This window comes from Sphingopyxis sp. EG6 (genome assembly GCF_003609815.1).
GTDB lineage: Bacteria > Pseudomonadota > Alphaproteobacteria > Sphingomonadales > Sphingomonadaceae > Sphingopyxis.
The window spans coordinates 2,088,452-2,112,416 of the sequence record NZ_AP017603.1 but is presented as its reverse complement, the minus strand read 5'-3'; the positions used below and the strand labels follow the sequence as shown (position 1 = coordinate 2,112,416).

The 23,965-nt window shown below is 63.9% G+C and carries 10 protein-coding genes; 2 read left to right on the top strand and 8 right to left on the bottom strand.

Annotation, left to right across the window (positions count from 1 at the left end; translation table 11 throughout):
• Nucleotides 1–217 precede the first annotated feature (217 nt).
• Complete coding sequence (locus SPYCW_RS10300) at nt 218–958, top strand: response regulator transcription factor (RefSeq protein WP_120216696.1); 741 nt, start codon at nt 218–220, stop codon at nt 956–958.
• Between the two features lie 82 nt (nt 959–1,040).
• Here SPYCW_RS10300 and SPYCW_RS10295 read toward each other — a convergent pair whose 3' ends face one another.
• The 8 genes from SPYCW_RS10295 to SPYCW_RS10260 all read right to left on the bottom strand — a co-directional run bounded on the left by SPYCW_RS10295 (nt 1,041) and on the right by SPYCW_RS10260 (nt 22,398).
• On the bottom strand, nt 1,041–2,318 hold the full coding sequence (locus SPYCW_RS10295) for an HlyD family type I secretion periplasmic adaptor subunit (protein ID WP_120216695.1): 1,278 nt from the start codon (nt 2,316–2,318) through the stop codon (nt 1,041–1,043).
• Nucleotides 2,315–3,376: a cell wall hydrolase gene (locus SPYCW_RS10290; RefSeq protein ID WP_120216694.1), complete on the bottom strand. Its 1,062-nt coding sequence runs from the start codon at nt 3,374–3,376 to the stop codon at nt 2,315–2,317. Before SPYCW_RS10290 ends, SPYCW_RS10295 begins: the two co-directional genes overlap by 4 nt.
• The gene (locus SPYCW_RS10285; protein ID WP_120216693.1) at nt 3,373–5,559 is read right to left on the bottom strand and encodes a type I secretion system permease/ATPase; all 2,187 of its coding nucleotides are present in this window, start codon (nt 5,557–5,559) and stop codon (nt 3,373–3,375) included. The genes SPYCW_RS10290 and SPYCW_RS10285 overlap by 4 nt, the downstream gene beginning before the upstream one ends.
• The gene (locus SPYCW_RS10280) at nt 5,556–6,953 is read right to left on the bottom strand and encodes a TolC family outer membrane protein (RefSeq protein ID WP_120216692.1); all 1,398 of its coding nucleotides are present in this window, start codon (nt 6,951–6,953) and stop codon (nt 5,556–5,558) included. Before SPYCW_RS10280 ends, SPYCW_RS10285 begins: the two co-directional genes overlap by 4 nt.
• A 100-nt stretch (nt 6,954–7,053) precedes the next feature.
• A complete protein-coding gene (locus tag SPYCW_RS10275) occupies nt 7,054–16,431 on the bottom strand; it encodes a DUF5801 repeats-in-toxin domain-containing protein (protein WP_145985975.1) in 9,378 nt (3,125 codons plus the stop codon).
• A 474-nt stretch (nt 16,432–16,905) separates the two neighbouring features.
• Nucleotides 16,906–17,892 (bottom strand): M23 family metallopeptidase, encoded by a 987-nt coding sequence (locus SPYCW_RS10270; protein ID WP_120216690.1) that lies wholly within the window; start codon nt 17,890–17,892, stop codon nt 16,906–16,908.
• Between the two features lie 463 nt (nt 17,893–18,355).
• Nucleotides 18,356–20,545, bottom strand: a complete 2,190-nt coding sequence (locus SPYCW_RS10265) for a calcium-binding protein (protein WP_172595473.1) — start codon at nt 20,543–20,545, stop codon at nt 18,356–18,358.
• A gap of 281 nt (nt 20,546–20,826) precedes the next feature.
• Complete coding sequence (locus SPYCW_RS10260) at nt 20,827–22,398, bottom strand: TolC family protein (RefSeq protein ID WP_120216688.1); 1,572 nt, start codon at nt 22,396–22,398, stop codon at nt 20,827–20,829.
• Between the two features lie 365 nt (nt 22,399–22,763).
• Between SPYCW_RS10260 and SPYCW_RS10255 the strand changes: the two genes are divergently transcribed.
• Nucleotides 22,764–23,963 carry a helix-turn-helix transcriptional regulator gene (locus tag SPYCW_RS10255; protein WP_145985974.1) on the top strand — a complete coding sequence of 400 codons (1,200 nt, stop codon included), beginning with the start codon at nt 22,764–22,766 and terminating at the stop codon, nt 23,961–23,963.
• Nucleotides 23,964–23,965 lie beyond the last annotated feature (2 nt).

The window sequence follows — 23,965 nt, the reverse complement described above, 5'->3', positions numbered from 1 at the left end:
TCGACCATACCTCTTTGTGGGTATGTATCAAAATCCTCGTAGATTCTGTCATTTAGTTGTATAACCTTTAGGGTAGTTATTGGATAACCAAACTAAAAGGTTAACATATTCAACGTGGGGAGGGGTCCGCCGCGATGAAGATCAAAGGGAATTTGGGTTTTAGACCGAAGTCCAGACAAGTTGGGTCGCCTTGACTGAGAGTTCAGGGGAGGCGGAAATGTCGCAGTTGATCAAGATTTCGCTTCTAGCGAAATATGAAATCGCGAGGGAAGGGTTACGCAACATCCTTTCCGGCGAAAGCTTTCAAATCCAGGCATCGGTGTCCGATGCTTCGGCGTTGTTCGACCCGCAAGGATGGATCGCGGACGACGTCGATTGCCACGTCATCGTCGTCGACGGCGGCGATACCGGCTATGGCCTTGATGCCTGTCGTCGGCTCGTCGTGAAAAAAGATCATGCGCGCTTGGCGTTGCTGTTCGACCATTATGTCTTTGAAGATGTGGTCGAAGCGTTTCAGATTGGCGTCGATGCCGTGATCATCAAGGAAATTCTGTGCGCACCGCTGGTCGAATCGATCAAGCTGGTGGCACTGGGCGAAAAGGTCTTTCCGTCGCAGCTGGTGAACAATCTGACCAGCTGGGTGCCCGCCGCGCTCGGCGGCGACTGGAAAAGCAGCGCGGCATCGGTGGGACTGTCCGACCGCGAGATCGAGATTCTGGAAAGCATCATGGCCGGGATGGCCAACAAGGTGATCGCGCGGCAATTCGGCATCTGCGAAGCCACCGTCAAGGTCCACGTCAAGGCGATCCTGCGCAAGTTGGGGGTGGAGAACCGCACCCAAGCGGCAACCTGGGGGGTCAAGAATGGCCTGGGGGAGCCGGTGCAGCTAAATCTCCGCGAGGTAAGGCCCGTTCGCGCACCGATTAGGCCGCCGCCGTTGGCCGGGCGCGCTGCCTGACGCGGCCCGCCACCGCGCCGACATGCAAAGGGGCGCTGCGGCGACGGCCGCAGCGCCCCTTTTTTGGCCGCCTAGAGCGCGCTCAGCGTTCGGTAAATGCTTCCGACCGGGCGCGCAGGAACGGCTTGAACAAATAGCTCAAGATGCTCTTCTTGCCCGTCAGCACCTCGACGTCGCACACCATCCCCGGCGTGATCGGTAACTGGCGGCGGCCATTTTTCAGATAGGCGACGTCGGTTTCGACCACGACGGTGAAATAGGCTTCCTTCGTCGCCTCGTCGTACAGGCTGTCGGGCGAAATCTGCACGACGCGCCCTGACAGGCCGCCATAGACCGCAAAATCATACGCCGTGACTTTCACATTGGCGCGGTCGTTGACCTTGATGAAAGCGATGTCACGCGGTGCGACGCGCGCCTCGACCAGCAATTTGTCGCCGACCGGGACGACTTGCATGATCTTTTGCCCCGCCTGCACGAAGCCGCCCACCGTGGTGACCTGAACGTCGTTGACGATGCCGTTGGCGGGCGAGCGGATTTCGCTGCGCTGCTGGCGCCCCGCGGCACCACGCAGCGATTCCGAATTGACCGCCATCTTGGCGACGATCTGGTTGCGTTCGTCGAGCGCCTCCTGGCGGAACTCCAACCCGGCGGCGGATACCTGCGCCTGCGCTTCGCTGATCGCCGCGGCGGCGCGCGACGCGGCCTGTTCGGCGGCGGCGAGCTTGCCGCGCACCTCGGTCACCTCACGCTGGGCATTGAGCAGCTCGGTCTGCGGGACGATCGATTTGGCGGCGAGCGGCGCCAGCAGGTCGACCTGATTCTGCGCCAGCGACAGGCTGGACCGCAGCGAGGCGATCGTCGCCTGCGCCTCGCCATAATCGCGGCGTCGCTGCTCGACCGCAGCGTTCAGCGCCATCCGGCGACTGCGCTGGGTCGCGGCGCGCACCGATTGCAAATCGGCTTCCTGGCTGCATTCGGCGGGCCTGACGCCGCTCGCGTTCGGGGTGCAGTCGGCCGCCGCCCCGCCATTGCCCTCGCGGCCGAGGCGCGCCGCACGCGCCGCCAGCGAGCGGTTTTCGGCTTCGATCTGGCCGAGCTGCGATGAGGATTCGGTGTCATCAAGGCGGACTAGCAACTGGCCCTTGCGAACCGCTTGCCCCGATCGCACGACAATGTCCAAAATCGTTGCAGGTTCGGCAGACTGGACGATCTGCGCCTTGCTCGACGGGATAACCCGCCCCTGACCGCGAGTGACTTCGTCGACCTGCGCAAAGCTGGCCCAGCTGACGAAGACGAACATCCCGACCCCGGACGCCAGGATGATCCGGCGCGTGCCGACATAGGGCCGCGATCTGATCATTTTCCGCTCTCCTTTGTGGCGACGTCAAACTCGCCGCCTTGCTGGCGCGCCATCATGCGCGAGGCGCGGCTAGTTTCTTCGGGTTCGGGGATCGCCAATTCCCAGCCGAGCGACGGGTCGAGCCGACCACCGGCGTCGTTGTCGGCGCGGCGATCCTGCAAGGCTTCCAGCGTGTTGCCCGACGATGCCTGGATCAGGCCTTGCCCGTTGCTGCCATCGCGCTGCCGCACCACCGCGCTGCGCGCGAGGATCGTCGGGATCGCTTCAACGCCGCTGTAGCGACCCGAAAACGCCCCCGGCGTGCCCCATTTGCCGGGCCAGCGATAAAAGATATGCGCACCCAGCTGCGCGATCTTGACCAGCTTCGGCGCCCAATAGGGCGACACATAATTGGCGTGATAGTGGGTCGCATGACCGACCGAAGGTTCGACATAGCCCGCGAGCGCGGCGCGCGCGACATCCTCGGCCTCTTGCCATTTCGCCGGGTTGGGGCGCCGATTGAGCGACCCGTCGCAGGTGAAGCTGAACTGGCACACCGGGCGATTGACGCCCTGATAGACGACGCCGCAGATCGATTTCGGAAAAGCAGGGTGCAGCGCGCGGTTGATGACCACCTGCGCCACCGCCCGCCGCCCGGCAATCGGTTCGTAAGCTGCCTCGAAATAGACCGCCTGGGTCAGGCAGCGCAGCGCCGTCAGCGCCGCCCTTTGATCGACCGTTACCGGGTGGAACGGCCGCGCCGACGCCACCGGGCCGGTGGAGAAGGGGATTGCCTGATTGCGCGTCATCGCCGTTTCGGGCGCCTGGATCGGCGTTGCCGCGGGGTCTTCGGTCAGCTTGATGAGCCGCACCATTTCGGGATCGGTAATTACCGGCGCGTCGGGGCGGCTGTAGGCGGTTTCAGGCACGTCGCCGCCAACAAAGTCGGCCACATGCGCCCACATCGTCCGCGAGGTCAGAAGGGTGACCACCACGGCCATGATGACCAGCCACATGATGGTGCGGCGGTTGTCGTCCTGCGCGACCGTGCCATATCGCCGGGCGGTCGCGGCGGTCATGACGCGGCTCGCTGGGCAAGGATTTCGTCGCGCGGCCCGTCGGCGACGATCCGACCGTTGTCCATGACGATCAGCCGGTCGACCAACCCGAGCACCGTCATCCGGTGCGTCGCGATGATGAGTGTCTGCGTGGACGGGATCGCGGCTTGCAGGTGGTCGACGAAATGCTTTTCGGTCTGGCTGTCCATCGCACCGGTCGGCTCGTCGAGGAACAACAGATGCGCCGGGGTCATCAGCGCCCGGGCGAGGACCAGAAAGCTGCGTTGCCCGCCCGACAGCCGCGCCCCGCGTTCGCCGATATGAAAATCGAACCCCGCCGTGTCGCGGCCCAGGAATTCGTCGGCACCTGACCGGCGAACCGCATCGATGATGGCCGCGTCGTCGGCATCGCTGGCACCGACCATCAGATTTTCGCGCACCGTCCCGCTGAACAGCTCGGCATCCTGGCCGACGAAACGCAGCGTCGAGCGCAAGTCGTGCGGATCATATTGGCGGCTTTCCAAGCCGTCGATCCGGTAGCTGCCGCTGGTGGGATCATACAGGCCGCACAGCACGCGGCCGAGCGTCGATTTGCCCGACGCGACACGGCCGATCAGGCCGACGCGTTCGCCGGGCTCGATGACCAGGCTGACATCGGCGAGCGATTCCCGTTCGGTATCGGGATAGCGAAAGCTGACATGGTCGAGCTGTAGCCGCCCGTCGCGGATCTCGGGGGTGATCGAACGGCTGCCCTTGTCGCGCTCGTCATCCTGATCCATCAGCTGTTGCAGGCTGTTCAGCGTGACAAACGCCTGCCGTCCGCGCGTCATCAGAAAGGCGAGCTGCCCGACCGGGGCGAGCGAACGGCTGGCCAGCATCACGATTGCGATGATCGCCCCCATCGAAATGCTGCCGGCATTGAACAGGTAGAAACCGCCGATGATCAGCGCGACACCGGTCGCCTGCTGGCACAGCGTTGCGAGGTTGACCGCGGTCGCGGTCAGCTTGCGCATTTCTTCCTGCGTATAGGCATTGGATGCCGACAGTCGCCGCCATTTGCCGAGCATCCGGCCCTCGGCACGGCACGCCTTGACGGTTTCGAGGCTGCCGATCGTTTCGACGAGCGTCGTCTGCAACATGCTGGCGTCGACCTGTGCGTCGGCGACCGCGGCGCTCATCCGGCGCTGCAAAACCCAGCCCATCGCGAGCATGACGGCCATCGCGACGATCGGGATCACCGCCAGCCAGCCGCCAAGCACCGCGATCAGCGCGACGAACACCGCAAGGAACAGGATGTCGGTGATCAGCACGACGGTGGTCGAGGCAAAAAAATCGCGAACCTGTTCATAGTCGGTCACCCGCCGCGCGAGCGCGCCGGTGCTGCCGCGCTGGGTCGCCAGCGGCAGGTTCAGCACCTTGTCGAGCAGCCGCTGCGACAGCCGCGCGTCGATGCCGCGCCCGACCTCGTCGATCAGCCCGGTGCGTGCCAGCCGCAGCCCATATTCGACCGCGATCGCGAACAGCGCACCCAGCGCCAACATCCAGAGGCTGGCCGCCGCCTTGTTGGGAATGATGCGGTCGTACACATTCATCGTGAACAACGGCATCGCAAAGGCGAGCAGATTGATCAGCAGCGATGCGAACATCACATAGCCATATTGGCTGCGCTCCTTCCACACCTCGCTCCAGAACCAATGCTGTTTCGTGGCTTCATCCCACGGACGTTCGCGCGCCGTTTCGCTGGCGGGGTCGTGGCGGACGATGACGCCCTGTCCCGAATAGGCGGCGTCGAGCAGGCGGCGATCGATTTGCAGGTCGCTGCGCGCACCCGGCAAGCGCACCCAGCAGCTGTCATCGTCCATCGCGGTCAGGACCAGCGGTCGTTCTTCGTCCAGCAGCAGGATGGCGGGAACGTCCTGCGCATTCCACGCCGCAAGTGGCCGCCGCACCAGGTGGCAGCGGAGGCCAACGGCGTCGAGGGCGTGATCGAGCTGATCGAGCGGCACCAGGCCGTCGTCGTCGAGCGCGAGCCCCTTTTTGACGCGCAGGTCAGAGAAGGGACGTTCGAATAGCGCCGCGATGGCCGCCACGGCATCGAGCAATTCGTCGCCCTGCGCCGGGGTGCTGCGCCATGCTTCAAAACCCGTGGCGGGGGAGGGCTGGCGCGACCGCCGCGCCCCGCGGGCGTCGGCCGGATAGTTCATGTGGGATCCCGCATCGCTTCAGGATTCATTTCCGGGGTCGGCCCGACCTTGAAGCGTTCGCGCGCGGTCGCCGCGGCCGCGGCAGGCGGCTGGACATCCATTGCCGCGAGCAGGTCGTTGAGCGCGGCAAGCAGTTTGAATTCGGAATAGAATTGCGCGAATTTTGCCGTCTCGGTGCGAACCTGGACGTTGTAGCGGGTGTTTTGTGCGTCGAGCACGTCGAGCAGCGAGCGACGCCCGACGTTGAACTGGGCGCGATACGAGCGCAGCAATTCGTCCGAAACCCGGCTCTGCTCTTCCAACTCCTTCACCAGCTTGCCCTGTGCGTCCCAGGTGTTCCACGCGACGCGCACATCCTCTTCGGCTTCGCGGATCATCTGATCCATCCGATAACGCGCTTCCTTTTCGCGCCGGTGCATCTCCTGCACCTTCGACCGTTTGAGGCCGCCGTTGAAAATGTCCCAGCGCAGCACGAGTCCGGCGCGCAGGTCATTGGTCTCGCCGCGGAAGCCGTCGATGTCGTCGCCGATCCGTGCATTGCCTTCCAGCGCCAGCGTCGGCGACATTTCGGCCTTCGCCTTGCGAACGAGCGAATGGGCGGCGTCGAGGTCCGCCTGCGCTTCGCGCACGCGCGGGTTGCGCTCGCGGGCGCGGGCCAGCGCATCCTCGAGCGTCGCCGGAATGCTACCCGCAAGCGAGGGCGGCAATGCGGCGCCGTCGACCAGATCGAGCCCGGTCAGGGTGCGGAACGAGGCCGAGGTGTTGACGAGGTCGAGATTGGCTTCGGTCACCCGCGCCCGGGCGGCTTGCTGGCGCTCCTCGGCCTGCTGCTGGTCGGCAATGCTCAGCGATCCCTTGGCGACGCCTTCGCGCAGGTCGGTCACCAGCTTGCTGTGGAAATCGATATTATCCTCGGACGCCGCGACGATCCGCTGCTGCAACAGATAGTCGAGATATTGGCGCGTGACCTGGAGCGCGATGAACTGCGAGCGTTCTTCGACGCGGAACGCCGCGCCGTCGGTCCGTGCGGCCTGGCGCCGCACCTCGTTGCGCCGAACGCCCCCGTCGAACAGCGTTTGTTCGACGCTCAGCGAACCCTCCATCGGATAGAGCTCGTTGTCGGCGATACCGAGTGCCCGGCGGGTGCTGTTCTCGAGACGCCGAATACCGACAGACCCTTCAACCGAGATGCGCGGGGCGAACAGCCGCTGCGCCTGTTCGCGCTCAAACTCGATCGCGGTCTTGTTCTCGACCGCCTGATTGATCTCGGGGTTGGTCTGGACCGCGGTTTCCACCGCGGTTTTCAGTTCGATCCGCTGGGTCCAGCCGGCATCGTGCGTAGCAACGAGCGCGACGGCGGTGAGCAACAAGGCTGCGGTACGAAGTTTCGGCATTTTCAGTCCCCTGCTTTTATCCGGTCGAAGTCGAAGATCCTTCTGCGTGATCTTTCTCCTGCGCCGGTGTTTCGTAATGTTCGGCCTTTCCGCCGGTGTTTCAGGCGTGTCCGGCCGACGCCATTTGTTCGAGCTGCACCACCACATGCTGCTGCGCGAGGTCGGCGATAAACGAATGGCCCGATGCGCCGTCGCCGATCCCGCCGATCGTTCCGCCGTCGCCCAGCATGATGCGGGCCAGTACCGGTTCGGCTGGCGTCGCCGGACCGAGCAGCGCGTCGAGTTCGACTTGCGGTCCTTCCAGCGCGGCGGCGACGATGGTGTCGAGCTGCGCGGCGGCGGGGTCGGCGACGGCCTGCGGCGGCAGCGCCATCTGCGTCTGGTCGCTCGCGGCGGTTGCCGTTGCGGGTTCGGGCGGCAGGTCGACCTCGGTCCCGGCAAGCAGCTCCGAATAGCTTGGGTCGGGCGCCGCGCTATCGGCGGGGTCGCTCTGCGCTTCGCGGCGATCATCCTCATCCATCTGCCGCTGGGTATTTTCAGGCTCGATGCGAGCGGTCGCCGGGCCGGAGAAATATTCGTGGACCAGTCCGTCGGCCTTGGCAGCGGGCAGGGCATCCGATTGCGCGGCGGCTTCGCTCGATACCCCGAGCTGCTGGTTCGCAACCGCGTTGTCGCCGTCGGGCGTCGCGGGGGGACGGGCTGCCAGCGGTGTTGCTGCGGCCAGCCCGGCCACCAGCATCGCGGTCGAAATGCCCGCGGCGCCATTGGTCGCGGCGATCCGTTGCTGGTCGGCAAAATTGGTGGCGAAAGCCGCGTCGGCAAGCTTGCCCGTGGTGCCGTCGGCGCGGGTGTAGAGCGCTTCACCCTTGACCTGCACCTGTCCGTCGGCGGCGGTATAAGCCTTTCCGTCGGAGGTCAGCGAAATGCTGATGATGCCTTCGCTGATCAGCGATCGGAATTCGCCAGCGTCGGTCACGCCGTTGCTGTTGGCATCCTGCCAGATCCCGAATTTTGCGAAATCGGCGTCGGCAGCGTCGAGCTTGCCATCGCCATTGCTGTCATAGGCGGCAGCAAGACCTTGCAGATCGGACAGGCCCGCGCCGCCGAACACCAGCTCGGCGCCGTTGTTGACCTTGCCATCGCCATTTTTGTCGATTGCCAGCAGGCCGTCGTCGGCGCCGACCCAGGCGGTGGTTTCGGCGAAGCCGTCGCCATTATAGTCAAAGCTGACCCCGGCGGCGTTCGACACGAACTCGACCCCGTCGCCGTCCAGATCGACCGCAATCGGCGGTGCGAGCGCGGTGATGGTCACCGACAGGTTCGCGGTCGCGGTGTCACCATCGCGGTCGGTGATGACATAGTTGAACACTTCGGTCGCGGTCACCGTGATCGGGCTCGGCGGCTGGTAATTATACTGGCCCGTCGCGAAGTTCAGCGTGAGGGTTCCGCCCATCGGCGTGGCGATCGCATTCAGCGTCGTTCCGGCAATGCTGCCGCCGCTCGACACCGCGATGCTTGACGCGCCATCCCAGGTATAGGTGGTTGAACCGATGGTGATCGACAGCAGGCGTCCGCCATCGGCGCCAAAGAAGTCGTTCGCGTCGAGATCGCCCGACACCGCCGACGGGACGATCACCGACAGCAAGGTCGCCACCAGATCTTCGAAATCGTCGACCAGGATCGGCTCGTTGTTCGGCGCGGCGTTCAGGTCGACGTCGCGCAGCCGCTGGATGTTGAGCGGTTGCAACGGATTGTTGTCGATGCCGATCGCGGTGACGTTGACATTGTTGTTGTCGACGAAATTGTTCCACGCCGTTGCCGTTGCGGCGGTCAGCGAATTGGTGACCATCGGCGGGATGCCACCGAACTGCGTCTGCTGGTTCGGGTTGCCGTCGCTCAGGAAAAACACCTGGTTGCTTGCGCCGGGGATGGCGCTGAAGTTGGCCAGCGCGGTCTGGATCGCGCCGGTGTAGTTGGTGTTGAACCCGATGTCGTCCTGCGACGGGCGTTCGCCGCCTGCCGCCGGGTTGAGCGAGTCGAGATAGGCGTTTGCGTCGGCTGCGGTCGAAAACGCCTCTGAGGCGAATGAGCCCGACGAGAAGATCACGAACTTGATCGTGAGCGCCCCCGATGCCGCGCTATCCAGCTGCGCAAGCGCGCCTTGGACCGCCTCCAGCATGATGTTCAATTCGCTGTCGTCGATGCTGTCGCTGAAATCGAGGATGAAGAGCGTGTTCACATCCTGCATTGGCTGCGACGACGATCCGGTTTCGCCCGTGGCGGTCGGCGCGTCATCCTCGATCACGATCTGGATTGCCGACGCATTGGTCGTCGTCGTCGTGCCGTCGGATGCCGACACGGGCACGAAGAAGTCCTTGAGGTCTTCGAGCGCGACGGTCGGGTGATCAACCGCGCGTGACAGGGTCACGGTGTAAGCGCCATTGGACGCCAGCGTAATCCGGATGACTTCCGATCCGCCGACCGAACCGATCAGGGTTCCGGTGCCGACCCCGGCCCAGGTCACCGGAACACCGCCTGCGGTCAGCACCGCACCCGGATTGCCGAGCGTTGCGGTCAGCGTCTCGCCCGCGTCGGCGTCACCGATCGCCAGCGTGCCGCTGAAGGTCGTGCTGTTGGTCGTATCGAGCGTCGCGTTCGGCGCCGTATCGGGCAGACCGTTCGGCAGCCCTTCTTCGGAAATCCGCGCGATCGCTGTACCGATCGTCGGCGCGTCGTTGGTGCCGAACACCGTGATCGTCAGCGTCGATCCGACCGAGAGCGATCCGTCGCTGATCGTATAGGCAAAGCTTTCGGTCAGCGTCTGGCCGCTGTCGAGCGCGTTGACTACCGGTTTGTCCTCGTCGAGCGTATAGGTGTAGCTGCCGTCGCCATTGATGACGAGCGTACCGTACAGCCCGACATAGGTACCAGCCGAGGTAACGGTGATCGCCTCCAGATCGGGGTCGTTGTCGGCAACGTCAGCAAAGCTGCCAAACGGCGCCCCGGGATGCGCGATGTCCTGCAGCACATTGCCCGACGCGCTGGGGTCCGAACCGCTGACGCCGTCGAGCACCCAATTGGTATCGGCACGCGCGATCGGGAAATCATTGGCGCCGGTGATCGAGATGGTGATCGTCGCGATCGACGTGTCGCCGTCGGCGTCGCGCACCGTGTACTGGAATGTATCGGTCAGGGTCTCGCTGGAATTGAGCGCGATGACCGCCGGGTCATTGGGGTCGAGATCGTAACGATAGCTGCCATCGGCGGCGATCACGATCGAACCATAGTCACCCGCGAGGGCAGCGCCGATTGTTCCCGTCGTCGCCCCGAATGCCACGCCGATCACGATCAGCCCGCCGTCGGCACCCCCATTGTCGGGCGATCCGTCCATGCCGTTGACATCGGTGCCGCCGATGCCGGTCAGCACATTGCCGTCGGCAAAAATCTCGCCGTCGCGCGACACATTGTCCTCGTCGTGCACCGCCTGCGGGGCATCGTCGCGGATCGCGAACTGCCCGGTAATGTCGGCCGTCGCGCGCGCCGTGTCGCCGTCGCCGTCGGTCGCGATGGCGGTGAGCGTGATCAGATTGCTTCCCGAGAGGAATTTCGTCTGATCGGGACCGCTGTCGGGCGTGTGCAGGATCGCGCGCGACTGGTCGAAGGTGACCAGACCGCCCGGGGCCACCGAGATGCGGAACACCTCGTGCGTCGATGTGCGGCCAAAGATCACGCCGCCTTCGATCGACAGGATAACCGGCTCGCCGGTGAGCGAGTCGATGAGGCCGCTCGCTCCGGCGGTGACACCCAATTCGTAGGTGACAAAACCCGGACCATCGGCACCGAAATCGGTGGTTGCGTTAAACAGCCCCGACAGATTGACCGTCGCATTGGTCGCAAAGTCGCTTTCGTCGACGGTCAGCGTCGATCCTGTGCCGCCAGCGGTGATCGACGGACCGTCGTCGGCAAAGCGGATATTCCCGCCCAGATCGACGGCAACGGTGTCCGACACGCTGTCGCCGTCGCGATCGACGATCGTCGCGGTGCCGCGCAGCTCGACCAGATTGGCCGCCAGCTCGACGAGCTGGGCGGCATAGTTAATGGCCGAACCCGGCAACGGATGGTCGATCTCGGCAAATTGGGTCAGCGTGACGACGCCGGTGGCGGCGTTCACCGCGATGGAAAAAATGGGCGTGCCGGCCGCGCTGCCGACGATCTCGCCGGAGACAAGGGCCAGCGTGACCGGCACGCCGTTGCTGGTCAGGGCGGAGGTCGCGGCCGCCGAGCCCAGCGCAAGGGAATAGGTCCAGGTGACCGCGCCCGCATCCGCGGGACCATCGGCGCCAAAATTGACCACCGAAGTCGAAAAGGCCGCCGAAAAATTGGCGGTCGCGACGTCGAACGCGCTGCCGCGTGTATCGGCATCCTGCGTCGTCAGGGTGATGCTGTTGGTATCGGCGTTGGTCGCGTCGATCGACGGGCCGTCGTCCCTGAACACCAGCGTGCTGCCGATCGCGACCAGCGCCGACGCCTGGTCGCCGTCGCCGTCGGTCACCGTCGCGGTCAGCCGGATGATTGTCGGCGACAAGGTTACCGGATCGTCGGGGTTGGTGGCATCGGGGTGACGGATGGCGCGGATCTGGTCGAGCGTAGCCTGTCCGTTGGAGGCGACGGTCAGCCGGAACGCGACCGTCGACGGCGAATCCTGCAGCCGTCCCTCGACGACGTTACCGATCGCCTGCAGGATGATCTTCGACCCGGTGGCGACGTCGACCAGCCCGGTGGCCGTTGTCACCTCGAAGGTATAGCTGACGCTGCTGCCGTCCTGATCGGCACCGATAACGATGTTGAACAGGCTGGCGAAATTGGCAGTCGCATTCATCGCGAGGTTGGTTTCATCGACCGTCAGCAGCCCTGCGGTCGGCGACAAGGCGGTAATCGACGGCACGTCGTCCGATACCGAAATATTGACCGTACCCGCGACCTGATCGCCGTCGGCGTCGGTCGCCACCACCTCGATCGATCCCAGATCGACCAGATCGTCGATCGTCGTGTCGGGATGCAGATCGTAATTATATTGCAGCGTGACGGACACCGTCGCGACGTTGCCCGACAGGCTGAGGTCGATCACGACCACCGGATTCTCGTCGGCGTCCCAGCCGATGATCTGGTTGTCGGATTCCAGCGTCCAGCTGAGCCCACCGTCGAGTGTCGAAATGTCGCCAAAGCCGATCGATGCGATGGCATCGGACCCCGGAGTGAACACGATGTTGCCGCTCGACGTGACCGGCTGCATCGGCGACGGCGTCGAACCGCTTTCGAGATGCTGGTCGTCGACGGTCAGTTGGATCGGGCCGCTCGCGGTCGGCAGGCTGCCGTCGGCAAGGCGCATTTGCTGCACCGCCGACGACTGATCGCCGTCGCCGTCGGTGATCGTGTAAGTGAAATCGGCGTGGATCGGGAACACGCTGATTTGCGGCACGGGATCAAAGCTCCAGGCACCGTTGGCCTGGAAGGTGTAGGTGCCGTTGGCGTTGGTGAAACTGGTAATGCCGGTTGCGGCGACCGCCACGACGGTGCTGCCGATCGTCACCGACGTCACCGTTGCCCCGTCGGCGCCCTGCGTGTCATTGGTCAGCAGATTGCCCGTGATCGCCGGCGCGTCTTCGGCGACGGTAATCGACGGGGCCGACCGCGCGACCGGGACATCGTCGATCACGTCGATGACGATGACATTCTGGGTGACGTTCCCGAATGCGTCGGTGACATTATAGGTGAAGGTTTCGACCGCGGCGACAAGGTTGGTGCCATTGTTCGCGGTCACCCCGTCCACCGTGCTGGTCAGTGTGTAGAAATAGGTGCCGTCGGGATTGAGCGTGAAGGTGCCATGCGTACCCACGCCATTGCCGACCAGGCTGAATTCCAGCGGACCAGTGCCCCCCGCGACATTGTCGTTGAGATCGCCCAACACCGTTTCCGCATCGCTGTCCGGATTGCTGCCGGTGGCAAGCGCGGCTTCGTTGACCTGCAACTGGACCGCCTCGGCGGACAGACCGGCGTCGCTCAGGCGAATGGTCAGTGTCGTCGTCGATCGGTCGCCGTCGCCATCGACCAACGTATAGACAAACGCATCCTCGGCGCCGTCGGGCGGGACGATGTTCGCATTGGCGACATAGACGTAGCTGCCATCGGCGGCGACCGTCAGTTGGCCGTACAGACCAACGATGACCGCGCCGACCCCACTGATCGCTGGCGCCGACAGATTGTCACCCGCCGCGCGCACGCCCAGGATTTCGCCGCCATCGGCACCCGGAATGTCGTTGGCGAGCAGCCCGCTTGCCGCATCGACTTCCAGCGTCTGGCCTTCACCGACGTCGCCCTCGTCAGCTTCCGCTGCCGGATTGTCGTCCTGGATCAGGACGTCGAGCGTTGCCGCCGCGACAGTGCCATCGCTGTCGGTGATCTCGATCGCAAAGCTTTCGGTCAGCGCGGCGTCGGTCGGGCCGCTGTGCAACAGGCTGTTGTCGATGAGTTCATAGCTGTAGCTGATCGTCCCGCCGACGACATCGCCCGCCGCATCGAACACCGGTTCGAAATCGGTGATCGTCAGGATGCCCAGGTCGGTGGTGATCACCAGCCCCGCGACGATCGTCTCGCCCGCCAGCGTGATCGCGGCGACGCCATCGGCGGCGCTGAAGGTAAAGCTGCCGAGCTGGAGCAGCGCGTCGCTGTCGGGCGCCGACCCGTCGGCCAGGTTGGCTTCCGACACCGTGGCTTCGGCGCCATCGGGGTTCAATCCGTTGATCGTCACGATGTCGTCGCGGCCGCGGATGATCACGGTCAGCGTGGCGGTCGCTTCGTCGCCGTCGGCGTCGGTGATCACATATTCGAACGTCTCGGTCAGCTCGTCGTCGCCATCGAGTCCGGCGACGTCCGGGTTCTCGGGGTCGAGCGTGTAGAGATAGTTGCCGTCCGCCGTGATTTGCAGCGTGCCATAGGCGCCAACGGTAAAGCCGTTGATGTCGCCGCTTTCGCCGCCGAACGCGATGGCGGTAACGCTGGCGCCGTCCGCACCCTCGATATCGGCTTCACCGTCGCTGTCGTTGGCATCGACGCCGCCAATGCCCGTCAGGACATTCCCGTCAGCGGTGTTGGTGATGCCCGATTGCAGCGAGTCCAGATCGTCGATCGCGGTCGGGACGTCATCCTCGACCACGATGCTCAGCGTGCCGCTGGCGGCGTCGCCGTCGAGGTCGGTGACCACGACGCCGAAATTCTCCATGACATCGTCGCCGCTGGTCACCTCGGTCAATGTGTAGCTATACTCGATCGAGGTCGCCGTGATGCCGGTGATGGTGAGCGTGCCGAACTCGCCCGCGATCGTCTGGCCGACCGCCGTAATCGTCTCGCCATTGATCCGCACCGTGCTGACGCCATCGGTCGCGGCAAAGGTGATCGACCCTGCGGTGGTGTCGGCGCCGCTGCCCGGCGCCGATCCGGTCGGCAGGCCCGCCTCGGACACCTGCTGGCCATCGCCGTTGCCCGTCGGAAGCGACAGGGTGACGCCGCCATCGCCGATCGCAATCCGCAGCGTCGCGGTCGACGTATCGCCATCGCCGTCGGTCAGCCGATAGGTAAAGGTGTCGAAAACGCCCCCCGGGGTGCCGGGATTGCGCACATAGCTGTAGCTGCCGTCGCTGTTCAGCGTCAGGACACCGTACAGCCCCGCGACGGGGGTTCCCGCTGCGAAGGGGGCACCGCTGCCCGAAACCGACGACACGGTTGCACCGTCGGCACCGGGGAAATCGCGTCCACCGTCATTTTCGGCGTCGGTGATGACATTGCCGGTGGCGGGGCCAAAGGTACCCGCAGGGATGCTGTCGAAATCGGCGACGGCTTCGGGAACATCGTCGATGATGTCGATCTCGAAACTCGCCGATACGGTATCGCCGTCCAGGTCGGTGATGCCGACGGTGATCAATTGCGACATATTGTCGCCGATCGTGTTGTCGGTCAGCCAGAAGAAATATTCGATCGAGTCCGGGTTGATCGCGATGATGTAGAAGGTGCCGTTGGCCAGCTCGATTTCCTGGCCCTCTTCGGTAATCGCAACGCCATTGATGGTGATGGTCGCCGGCCCGTCACCCGCTGCAAACTGGATCACCCCCGACGTGAAATCGGAACCGTCACCCTCCCGCGAGCCGGGGCTTTCCCCGTCGCGTTCGGGCAGGCCGGCCTCGTCGACAAAGGTGCCGTCGTCGCCTGCACCGGGCAGGATCAGGCTGGGCGCGCTGTCGCCGATCCGGATCGTCAGCGTCGCGGTCGTGACATCGCCGTCGCCGTCGGTCAGCCGATAGGTGAAGACATCTTCGACGCCGCCCGGCGTTCCCGCCGACCGGACATAGGCATAGGTGCCGTCGGGGGCGATCACCAGCCGGCCATATTGGCCCTGTACGGGCGTCCCGGTCGGGCTGAAATCGGTGGCGGCGGCGCTGCGCACGCCGGTGACCAGCGCGCCGTCGGCGCCAGGCGAATCGGCACCCGCCGCACCCGTGGCGGTACCGGCACCGGTGATGACATTGCCGCCCTGCGGTGCGTTGCTGCCCGGCAATGTGTCGTCGATGTCGGCGCGCGCAATCGGGGCATCGTCTTCGATGGTCAGCGTCAGCGTAGCGGTACCGATGTCGCCGTCTTTGTCGGTAACGGTGATCGTCACGATTTCGGTGGCGGTCGGGTTGGTGCTGTTGTCGGTCAGCGTGTAGCTGTAGCCGATCAGTCCCGGGGTGATGCTGGTGATGGTCACTTGGCCCAGCGGGGTCGTAATGACCTGTCCGACCGTGGTGACGACGGTGCCATTCACCGCAACGACGGCCGGTTGGTCGAGCGCCGTGATCTGGATCGTGCCGCTGGTCGATTCGCGCGGTGATGCGGGGTCTGTCCCGGCGGGTTCCGCGCCGCGCGCGGCCAAGGCCGCTTCAGAGACCACGGCGGTCGCGGCGGTGACGCCGACCTGCTGGTCGGGCGTGGTGATCAAGATCTTGGGCTTGTCGTCGGGTGCGTTGGGAATGACTTCAAGGTCGAGAATTTTCGGAAAGCCGAACTCGGTCGGCGGCAGCAGGTTGCCGAGCGCAAAGGGGTCGCCAATGTCGCCCGGCGTCTGGGCGAAATTGCCGCCCGAACTTTGCGGACGGCCAGCGGCGGGTTCGGGTTCCTGATCGGCGATCAGCGCCGCGACGGTGGGCGCCGGGATATTGATCGGGCCGACCTTGATCTGCGGGATGCGCAGCGCGCCATCGACGATCACCAGCACTTGCCCGTCGGGCAGGGTGACCAGCAAGTCGTTGCCCGACAGCTTGATCGCGTCGAGCCGCGTTCCGGGCGGCAACTGGATGACGCCGTCGACAGGCAGGATAGGGGTCGCACCGGGCGGAATGGCGCGTGCTATGGTGGCGATTTCGCCGACCTGGTCATTCCGCTTCAATTCCATCGCCTAATGCCCCCTGCACCTCGATGTTCGCTGGTCATGCGGCAGCGACCTGTACGGGGCCGCTGCGGAAACGGGCGAACGGCACTGCATTTCCGCGCCGGATGTCGCGCAGAGCAGCAATGCAAGCTCTTGTGATCGTGCTGGGTTCTCTTTGGCGACCTGTGCCCGTGCCTTGTCACTGACCCCGGAAATACAAACCTCGGGGGGTGATTCTGCAATGGCAATTTTCGGTATGGGCACCTATACCTTTGTATAACAACACTATCTTACGAGTTAATTTTTCGTTAAAATTCCTATTATTTGTAAATTTGGCAATCTTATCTGTCACAAATTGAATATGATGACTTTCATATGTGATGCATGTTTGATACAATATTCAATTATCACGAACATATAAATCGTCACATAAACCAATAATTTGCGTTTTTCTGGAAAAAACTGAGTCTTGTTTTCGTTGTTAATTTAACCTTATTTTATCGTTTCTGACGTTTCGATCGTCGCGATCGTCGCGCCGCCGCGTTTTAGCAGATATCGTCCGGTATAGCGGCCCCCCGGCCATCCCGTCGGTGGGGCACGTTTGCCACTATAGGCAAACCAACTGAGCCCGCCGCCTTCGACCAGCGATTGCTGGTCATGAACGATTTGCCCGTCGGGTCCGGCGATCGAGAAGTGCTGACGGTCGCCGGCACGCGCGCCGATCGTATCCACCCACAGGATCAGCGGCGCCTGCCGCCCGCCCAGCCCCGGCGGCGGGTCGCGCTCGGCAACGGCCTTGGGCGGGACGGTGGAGGCGAGGCCGCCTGCGATCACCGCCGTGGGCGTGTAGCCAAGCGAACGCGCCGCCGCCGCTGTCCAGAGACCCGCCGGGCGGGCTTCGACGTTGCAAGGGGCGGGGGCCGCGCCGCCAACGAACGGATCGACGGCCTCGCCGCGATGACGAACAGTGAAATGCAGATGCGGAAACTCGCTGTTGCCCGACAGGCCGATCAGCCCGATCCGCTCACCGCTGCCGACGCGCTGCCCGGGACGAGCGCTGATGCTGCCCTGGCGCAGGTGGCTATATTGCGTCTGCCAGCCGTCGCCATGGTCGATCACGACGGCGTTGCCCGCATCCTTGCCATCCAGGACGGCCCGATCCTCGACGCTGCGGTCGGGTTCGCCATCGCGCGTCCGCAGCACCGTTCCCGGCGCTGCGGCGACGACCGCAAAGCCGGTGCGCATGTCGGCCATGGTGCGCAAACGAATATCCACCCCATCATGCCCGTTCGTCGTCAGCAGCCCGCAGCGATAGTCGCGGCGACCCGGTCCCGGGTCATGGTCGACCAGTTTCTGGATCAGACAGGATTCGCCGACGACACACTCGACCGGAAAACCAAGGGCAGGGGCGCTGTCTGGCGGCGGAGGCTGCAACGCAGCGATGGCCAGCGCGAAGGAGAGGTGGAACGCGTGCATCATGGTCGGGCTCTTGTTGCGGACAGGCGTTCGCGGCGCAAAAGTGACGATCGATGGAATTTCGACGCCGGCCGCCGCCAGGGGGCTTGGCGGCGGACACGGCTAGCCAGCGGGAGCTGGCCGAACGATAAAATCTGCCAATTGTCGTAGGGCGAAATTGCCCCCGGTTCGTCAGCAGGATTCTTACTTTTATTACACCCAATCTCTGCAGACCTGCTTGGCTAAAGCAGGCATCGTCCGGATGATTCTTGCCCTGTCATCCTTGTGTCAAAATTGGCGGAAAGCGCGGTTTCCTGCCATTCCCTGATGGGGACATTGTGAAAATTGGCCAGCGGCGAGGAGCTATTTGATTGCGGCACCGGGAAAATATCCTGGCTCCAGAACATAAAAAGGAGGGCAGGCCGCGGCCTGCCCTCCAGTTAGCAGAGGTCCGTCGAGGAGTGGCTCCCCGTACGAAGCCTTGTCCTCAGACGAACGTGATCATGTCGTAGGACGCATTGCCCTGGCTGTACGCATTGAGCGCGGCAACCGAGTCATAGGCACCGAGTGCAGCGAGCGCCGCGATCGGAGCCGAAGCGCCTTCCCAGAAGTCTTCGATCAGCACCGAACCGGCTGCTGTGAAGACATACACGTCGAGCGCGTCGCCTTGACCGTCCCAGTCGCCGGTGATGACGAAAGCATCATTGGCAGGGTCAAATCCGGCATCGACATCGAACACCAAGGTGTCGCGGTTCGCGAGGTTGAAGTCGCGGCCCGATCCCAGGCTGAACGGCGCACCGATGACATCATTGCCAAAGCCCGGCGAAGCGTCGGTCGAGTCGAACAGGAACAGATCCTTGCCCGCGCCGCCCGACATATGGTCGTCGCCTTCGCCACCAGTGATGGTGTCGTTGCCTTGTTCACCTTCCAGATTGTCATCGCCAAGGCCACCGTTGATGGTGTCATTGCCGGTGTCGCCCCGGATGCTGTCGTCGCCGTCATCGCCGTTCATCACGTCGTTGCCGAAGCCGCCCGACATATAGTCGTTGCCGTCGCCACCCGACATGGTGTCGTTGCCGCCGCCCGGGTTGCCCAGGTTTTCGTACAGCGTGTCACCATACATGATGTCGTCACCGGCGCCGCCCGACATATTGTCGTTGCCGGCGTCACCAGCAAGCTGGTCATCGCCGTCATTGCCATTGACGACATCGTTGCCGGCGCCACCATAGATCAGGTCATCACCGTCGTTGCCCGACAGATTGTCGGCGCCGTTGTTGCCCTGAATGACGTCATCGCCGGCGCCGCCCGCGACGACGTCTGCTCCGTCATTGCCCGACAGATTGTCGTCGCCATCGCCGCCATCAATGTTATCATTGCCAGCGTCGCCAGCAATCAGGTCATCGCCGTCATTGCCTTGGAGAACGTCGTTGCCTTCGTCACCGTTGATGGTGTCGTTGCCGTTGCCGCCCGAGATGAAGTCGGCATCGGTGTTCGTCGGGTCGAGCGGATCGAAGAAGGGATCCCCGTTGCCGCGGATCACGTCGTCGCCGTCGTCGCCATACAGCTCGTCATCGCCGCTCTGGCCCCAGATCAGATCATTGCCCGCGTCGCCGTGGACCAGATCGTCGCCGTCATTGCCGTTCAGCGTATCGTCGTCGTCGCCGCCAGCGATGTCATCGTCGTCGGCACCGCCCTGAACAAAGTCAAAGCCGGCACCGCCGCGAATAATGTCGTTGCCAGCGTCGCCGCTCAGTTCGTCGTCACCTTGTTCGCCAACGAGGGTGTCGTTACCTTCGCCGCCGTCAAGTGCGTCGCTGCCGGTCCAGCCCAGAATGACGTCGTCGCCGTCGTCACCCCACAGAAGGTCGTCGCCTTCCCAGCCGTCGATGAAGTCGTTTCCGCCCTGGCCAAAGACCTGGTCGTCGCCCGCTCCGGCAAAGATGCTGTCGGCATGGCCATTGCCGCGATTATAATTGCTCTGGTTATATGCAAAATCGCCGTCAGCCTTGCGGCCCACGCCATTGTCGCCAAAGATGACATCATTGCCGTCGCCGCCGTTGATGTTGTCGATGCCGTTGGAGTTGGTGCCACCTTCGATATAGTCGTCGCCAGTGCCGCCGACGATTACGTCGGTTTCCGTGCCTCCGAACAGATTGTCGTTGCCCGAGCCGCCGTCGATGACGTCATCGCCAGCACTACCTTCGATACGGTCATCGCCCGATTGGCCGTTGAGCGTGTCGTTGCCGGCGTCGCCGCGGATGAAGTCGTTTCCTCCGCCGCCCCAGGCCGTGTCGTTGCCGGCACCGCCGAGCAGCGTGTCGTTGCCGTCCGCGCCGCCATTGTCATCGCCGGTATAGACGACGTTGCCGGGGCCGACGACGACGAACGACGCTTGGTCACCGATCAGCGTATCGTTACCGGTGCCGCCATCGATGCGATCATTGCCGCTGCGGCCGATGACATTGTCGTCGCCTGCATCGCCATACAGGTCGTTGTCGAAGTTGTTGCCATAGACGGTGTCGTTGCCGCCATTGCCGCGTGCATTGTACGGCAAGGCTGCGGTCGACGTGATCGCATTCAGGTCGATGAAATCAACCGAGTTCGTTCCAAGTACTTGCCCGCGCGAGGTGGGCAGCTTTGCGCTATTCGGTGCGCTAGAAGGTCCTACTGTAGGCATTTCGCTATCCTCTTCTTTCATGGGTCGCAAGGGATGCGTGGTCGCCGACTCGGCTTGCTCATCCCCCCAATGACCCCGAAAACTCGAGGCCATGACAATGGGATATGGCGGGGCAGGGGGACCGGACATTCCTGCTTGGGGACATGGCGGATAATTTTATGAAGTGGTTCATTTTGGGGCAGGTCGACGGCGCATAGAAGCAGCCAGCTTTCGAAAATGCACGGATTTCCGACGTTTCGGCGATTGCCGAAACAGAACAGTCCAGAAAGAAAACTTGCTTGCTAGTTAAGTTTGCGGCCGAGCGCAGAGCTGGCGGGACGCCCCGAACTGCCTGCGGGCGCAGCCGCGTCGGCGGGGGTGCGATCGGGCGTCTGGCCCAGCGATGACATCTGCGGGCGAGGTGCCGTTGCGGGATCGACAACCGCCTTGCCAACCTCGGTCATGCGAGGTCGGCCGAGCGCGGACATCGTCGGGCGCTCGCTCGTGTCGGCGCCGCAGCAGCGGCCATCGAGAATCGCCTGGGCGTTGAGCTGACCGGTCGCTGCGAGCAAGCTTGCGTGGGCGACGAATTCGTTGCGATGCGCGCGCTCGAGGGTCACGCGGGCGTTCAACAGTTCATTCTGCGCGTTCAGCACGTCTGTCAGGGTGCGATTGCCGCCGACCGCTTCCTTCTTGATGCCCTCTGCCGCCTCCTGCGTAGCGGCCACTGCCGTTTCAGCCGCCGCGATCGTGCTCTTTGCCGATTGCCAGCGGGTCCAGGCGCTCGCCACCTCCTCGGCTACCGTTCGCACTGCCATATCGGTTTGCGAGAGGCGTTGATCGCGGACTGCACGGGCGCGGCGCACCTCGGCATGGTCGCGCGGGAGGAAAATCGGCACGCGCAGTTCCAGCCCGTAATAGAGCGACGAACGATCGTCGGGATATTTGCCCGTGAAAGTGTTCGTCGCGCCGCCGGTCAGATAGTCATAGCCGGTCACGGCATCGAGCTGGGGCAGCAAGGCGCCGGTCGCAAAATGCACCGCCGACTTGCCCGCCTGGGCATTCAGCCGCGCCGCGCGGAGCCGCGGCGCGGCGTCCTGTGCAATCTTTTGAGCAGCGGCAAGTGACGAAGGAACCGGCGCGAGCGGCGGCAGCGGCGGAACCATCGTTCCCGACTGGCCGCTGACATTGCGAAACCGATGTCCGTTCACGCCCAATTCTTCGGTTGCGGCAAGCACCCCGGCTTGCGAGGTCGCGAGCCGTGCGCGCGCCAGTTCCTCATCGGTGCGGGTGGCTTCGCCAAACTCCAGCCGACGCGACGTCGCGCGCAGCTGCTCCCCGATGGCTTCGGTCTGTGCTTCGGTGAATTGCAGGATCTTGCGATTGAGCTGGACGTCCGCGGCGCTGGTCAGCAGCTCCAGCAGGATGTCCGACGTGATCGCGTCCAGCCCCGCGCTGGTCGCTTCCAGTTCGGCCTTGGCGATTTTGACGCCGTTATAGGTGCGATCGCCGTCATAGAAGCGGAGCCGCGCTTCGATCCCCGCCTGTCCGGCGGTATATCGCGCGTCTTTCGTGCTGCTCCCGTTCTTGATGTCGATCTCGCGCCGTTGGACCGTTCCGTTCGCTTCGATGGTTGGCAGATAGCCTGCCTCTGCCGCCTGGAGTCGCGCCGCCGCCACCCGGACCTGATGGCGCTGCGCCGCGATTTCGGGGTTGGAGATGACGATCTGACGCGCGAGCGCGGCCATCGTGCTCGACGGCGCGGCGGCGGGCGACGCCGATTGCGCCAGCAGCGGAGTCGCGGCAATCGCGAACGCCGCGACGGCGGCCGGCGCGCCAAGGGCGCTCGCCCAAAAAGTCCATGATTCCCGCACGTCACCCCTCCTGAATCATCACAGATTCGAGTGCCGACCCCTCTTTTGTGTAGTTACCAAAGAGTAATGTGCGGTGGCGGAACGGGAAACTACTCTAACGGATATGTCCGAGGGGGTAATAGACTCAATCCGCCGAATCGAAATAGACAAAGCTCGTCGCCAGCATCCGTCACGGCAGGCGACGCTATCGAGAGATTCGCATCAATCGACAGCCAACGCCGGGAAAAAAAGGCTTCAGGCAATCCCGGTGGGCGCGTGCATTCTGGCCCGTAACCGGAGCATTGCGTCAGACATCATGGTCGCGCGTGAAACGCCCGTTGCGAGGTTGAGCCTTGCTTCGGGGACGATGTTTTTTGGGGGCCATAATGTCTGCGACAATGGAATTTTCGACGCAGTGTGCAGAATCAATCCGCGACGATGCCCATTTGTTCGAGGGGGTGTCGGAAAGCGAAAATCATGACGTCATGGCGGACCATCCGCTGTCGGTCGATGTCGCCGCGAACACCCGGCGGCTTTGGCGCGATTATCTGGCACAATTTGATGTCGCATCGGCGATTATGACCGTCACCTTGCCGGGCGTCGGGCATCAACGCCACGCGTTTTTGATCGGCTTTGATCAGGTGCGCGGCGACGCCGCCGCCACCCGGCGCCTGCTGGCGATGGTGGAAGACGTCTGGGTGCGGATCGGTGAGCAGCCGGTGCATCATTTCCAATTCTCGGGCGCCCTCTTCGGTGCGACGAACGGCGCCGTCGATGCCGACGCCGACAGTCCGCTCCACAATGGCATCGCGATCCAGATGAAGCGCGAGGGCAAAGTCATTCGCGCGCTGTTCTTTCGCGAGGGCGGCGGGGAGCATTTCGGCGATCGCGATGCCGCATCGCTGCAACTGATCGCGCCGCTGCTCGCCGAATCGGCGACCGGCGTGGCGCAGCTGGCGCAGCAGTCGCAGCGTTCCGCCATGCTGGAGGGAATGTTCGACCGGGTATCGATGGCGATGGCGCTGTTGTCGGCCGACGCGCAGCCCTTGTTCCTGAACAGTGCCGCGACCGGACTGGTTGAACAAAGAAAATGGCTGATCCGCGCCGCGGACGGCGCGATCGTCGCCGCCGATCCGGCACAGGCCAAGCAGCTGCGCGAGAGCATCCGCCGCGCCGCCACCGCGGCGCCCGATGCGCCGGTAGAAGATGTTTTCCGGCTCGATTGCCGCGATGGCGAATGGCGCCTAGCCTATGTCATCTCGGCCAAATCGCGCACCGGGGACAGCATGACGCGCTGCGCCATGGTCATCATCATGGGGCCGGGCAAGGTCGATGCACCGACCTCGCTGCTCGAAGCGCTCGGCTTGCTTCCTTCCGAGCAGCGGTTTCTGGGGCATTTCCTGAAATCGAGCAGCCTGTGCAATGCGGCGGAAGGGTGCGGCCTGTCAGAGGAAACCGCGCGCACCTATCTCAAGCGCGTCCGCGCGAAGCTGGGGGTTCACCGCCAGATGGAACTGGCCGGATTGATCTCGGGACTGGTGCTGCCGCTGAACGCTGCGGATAGCGCTGCGCAACTGGGACGATAAAC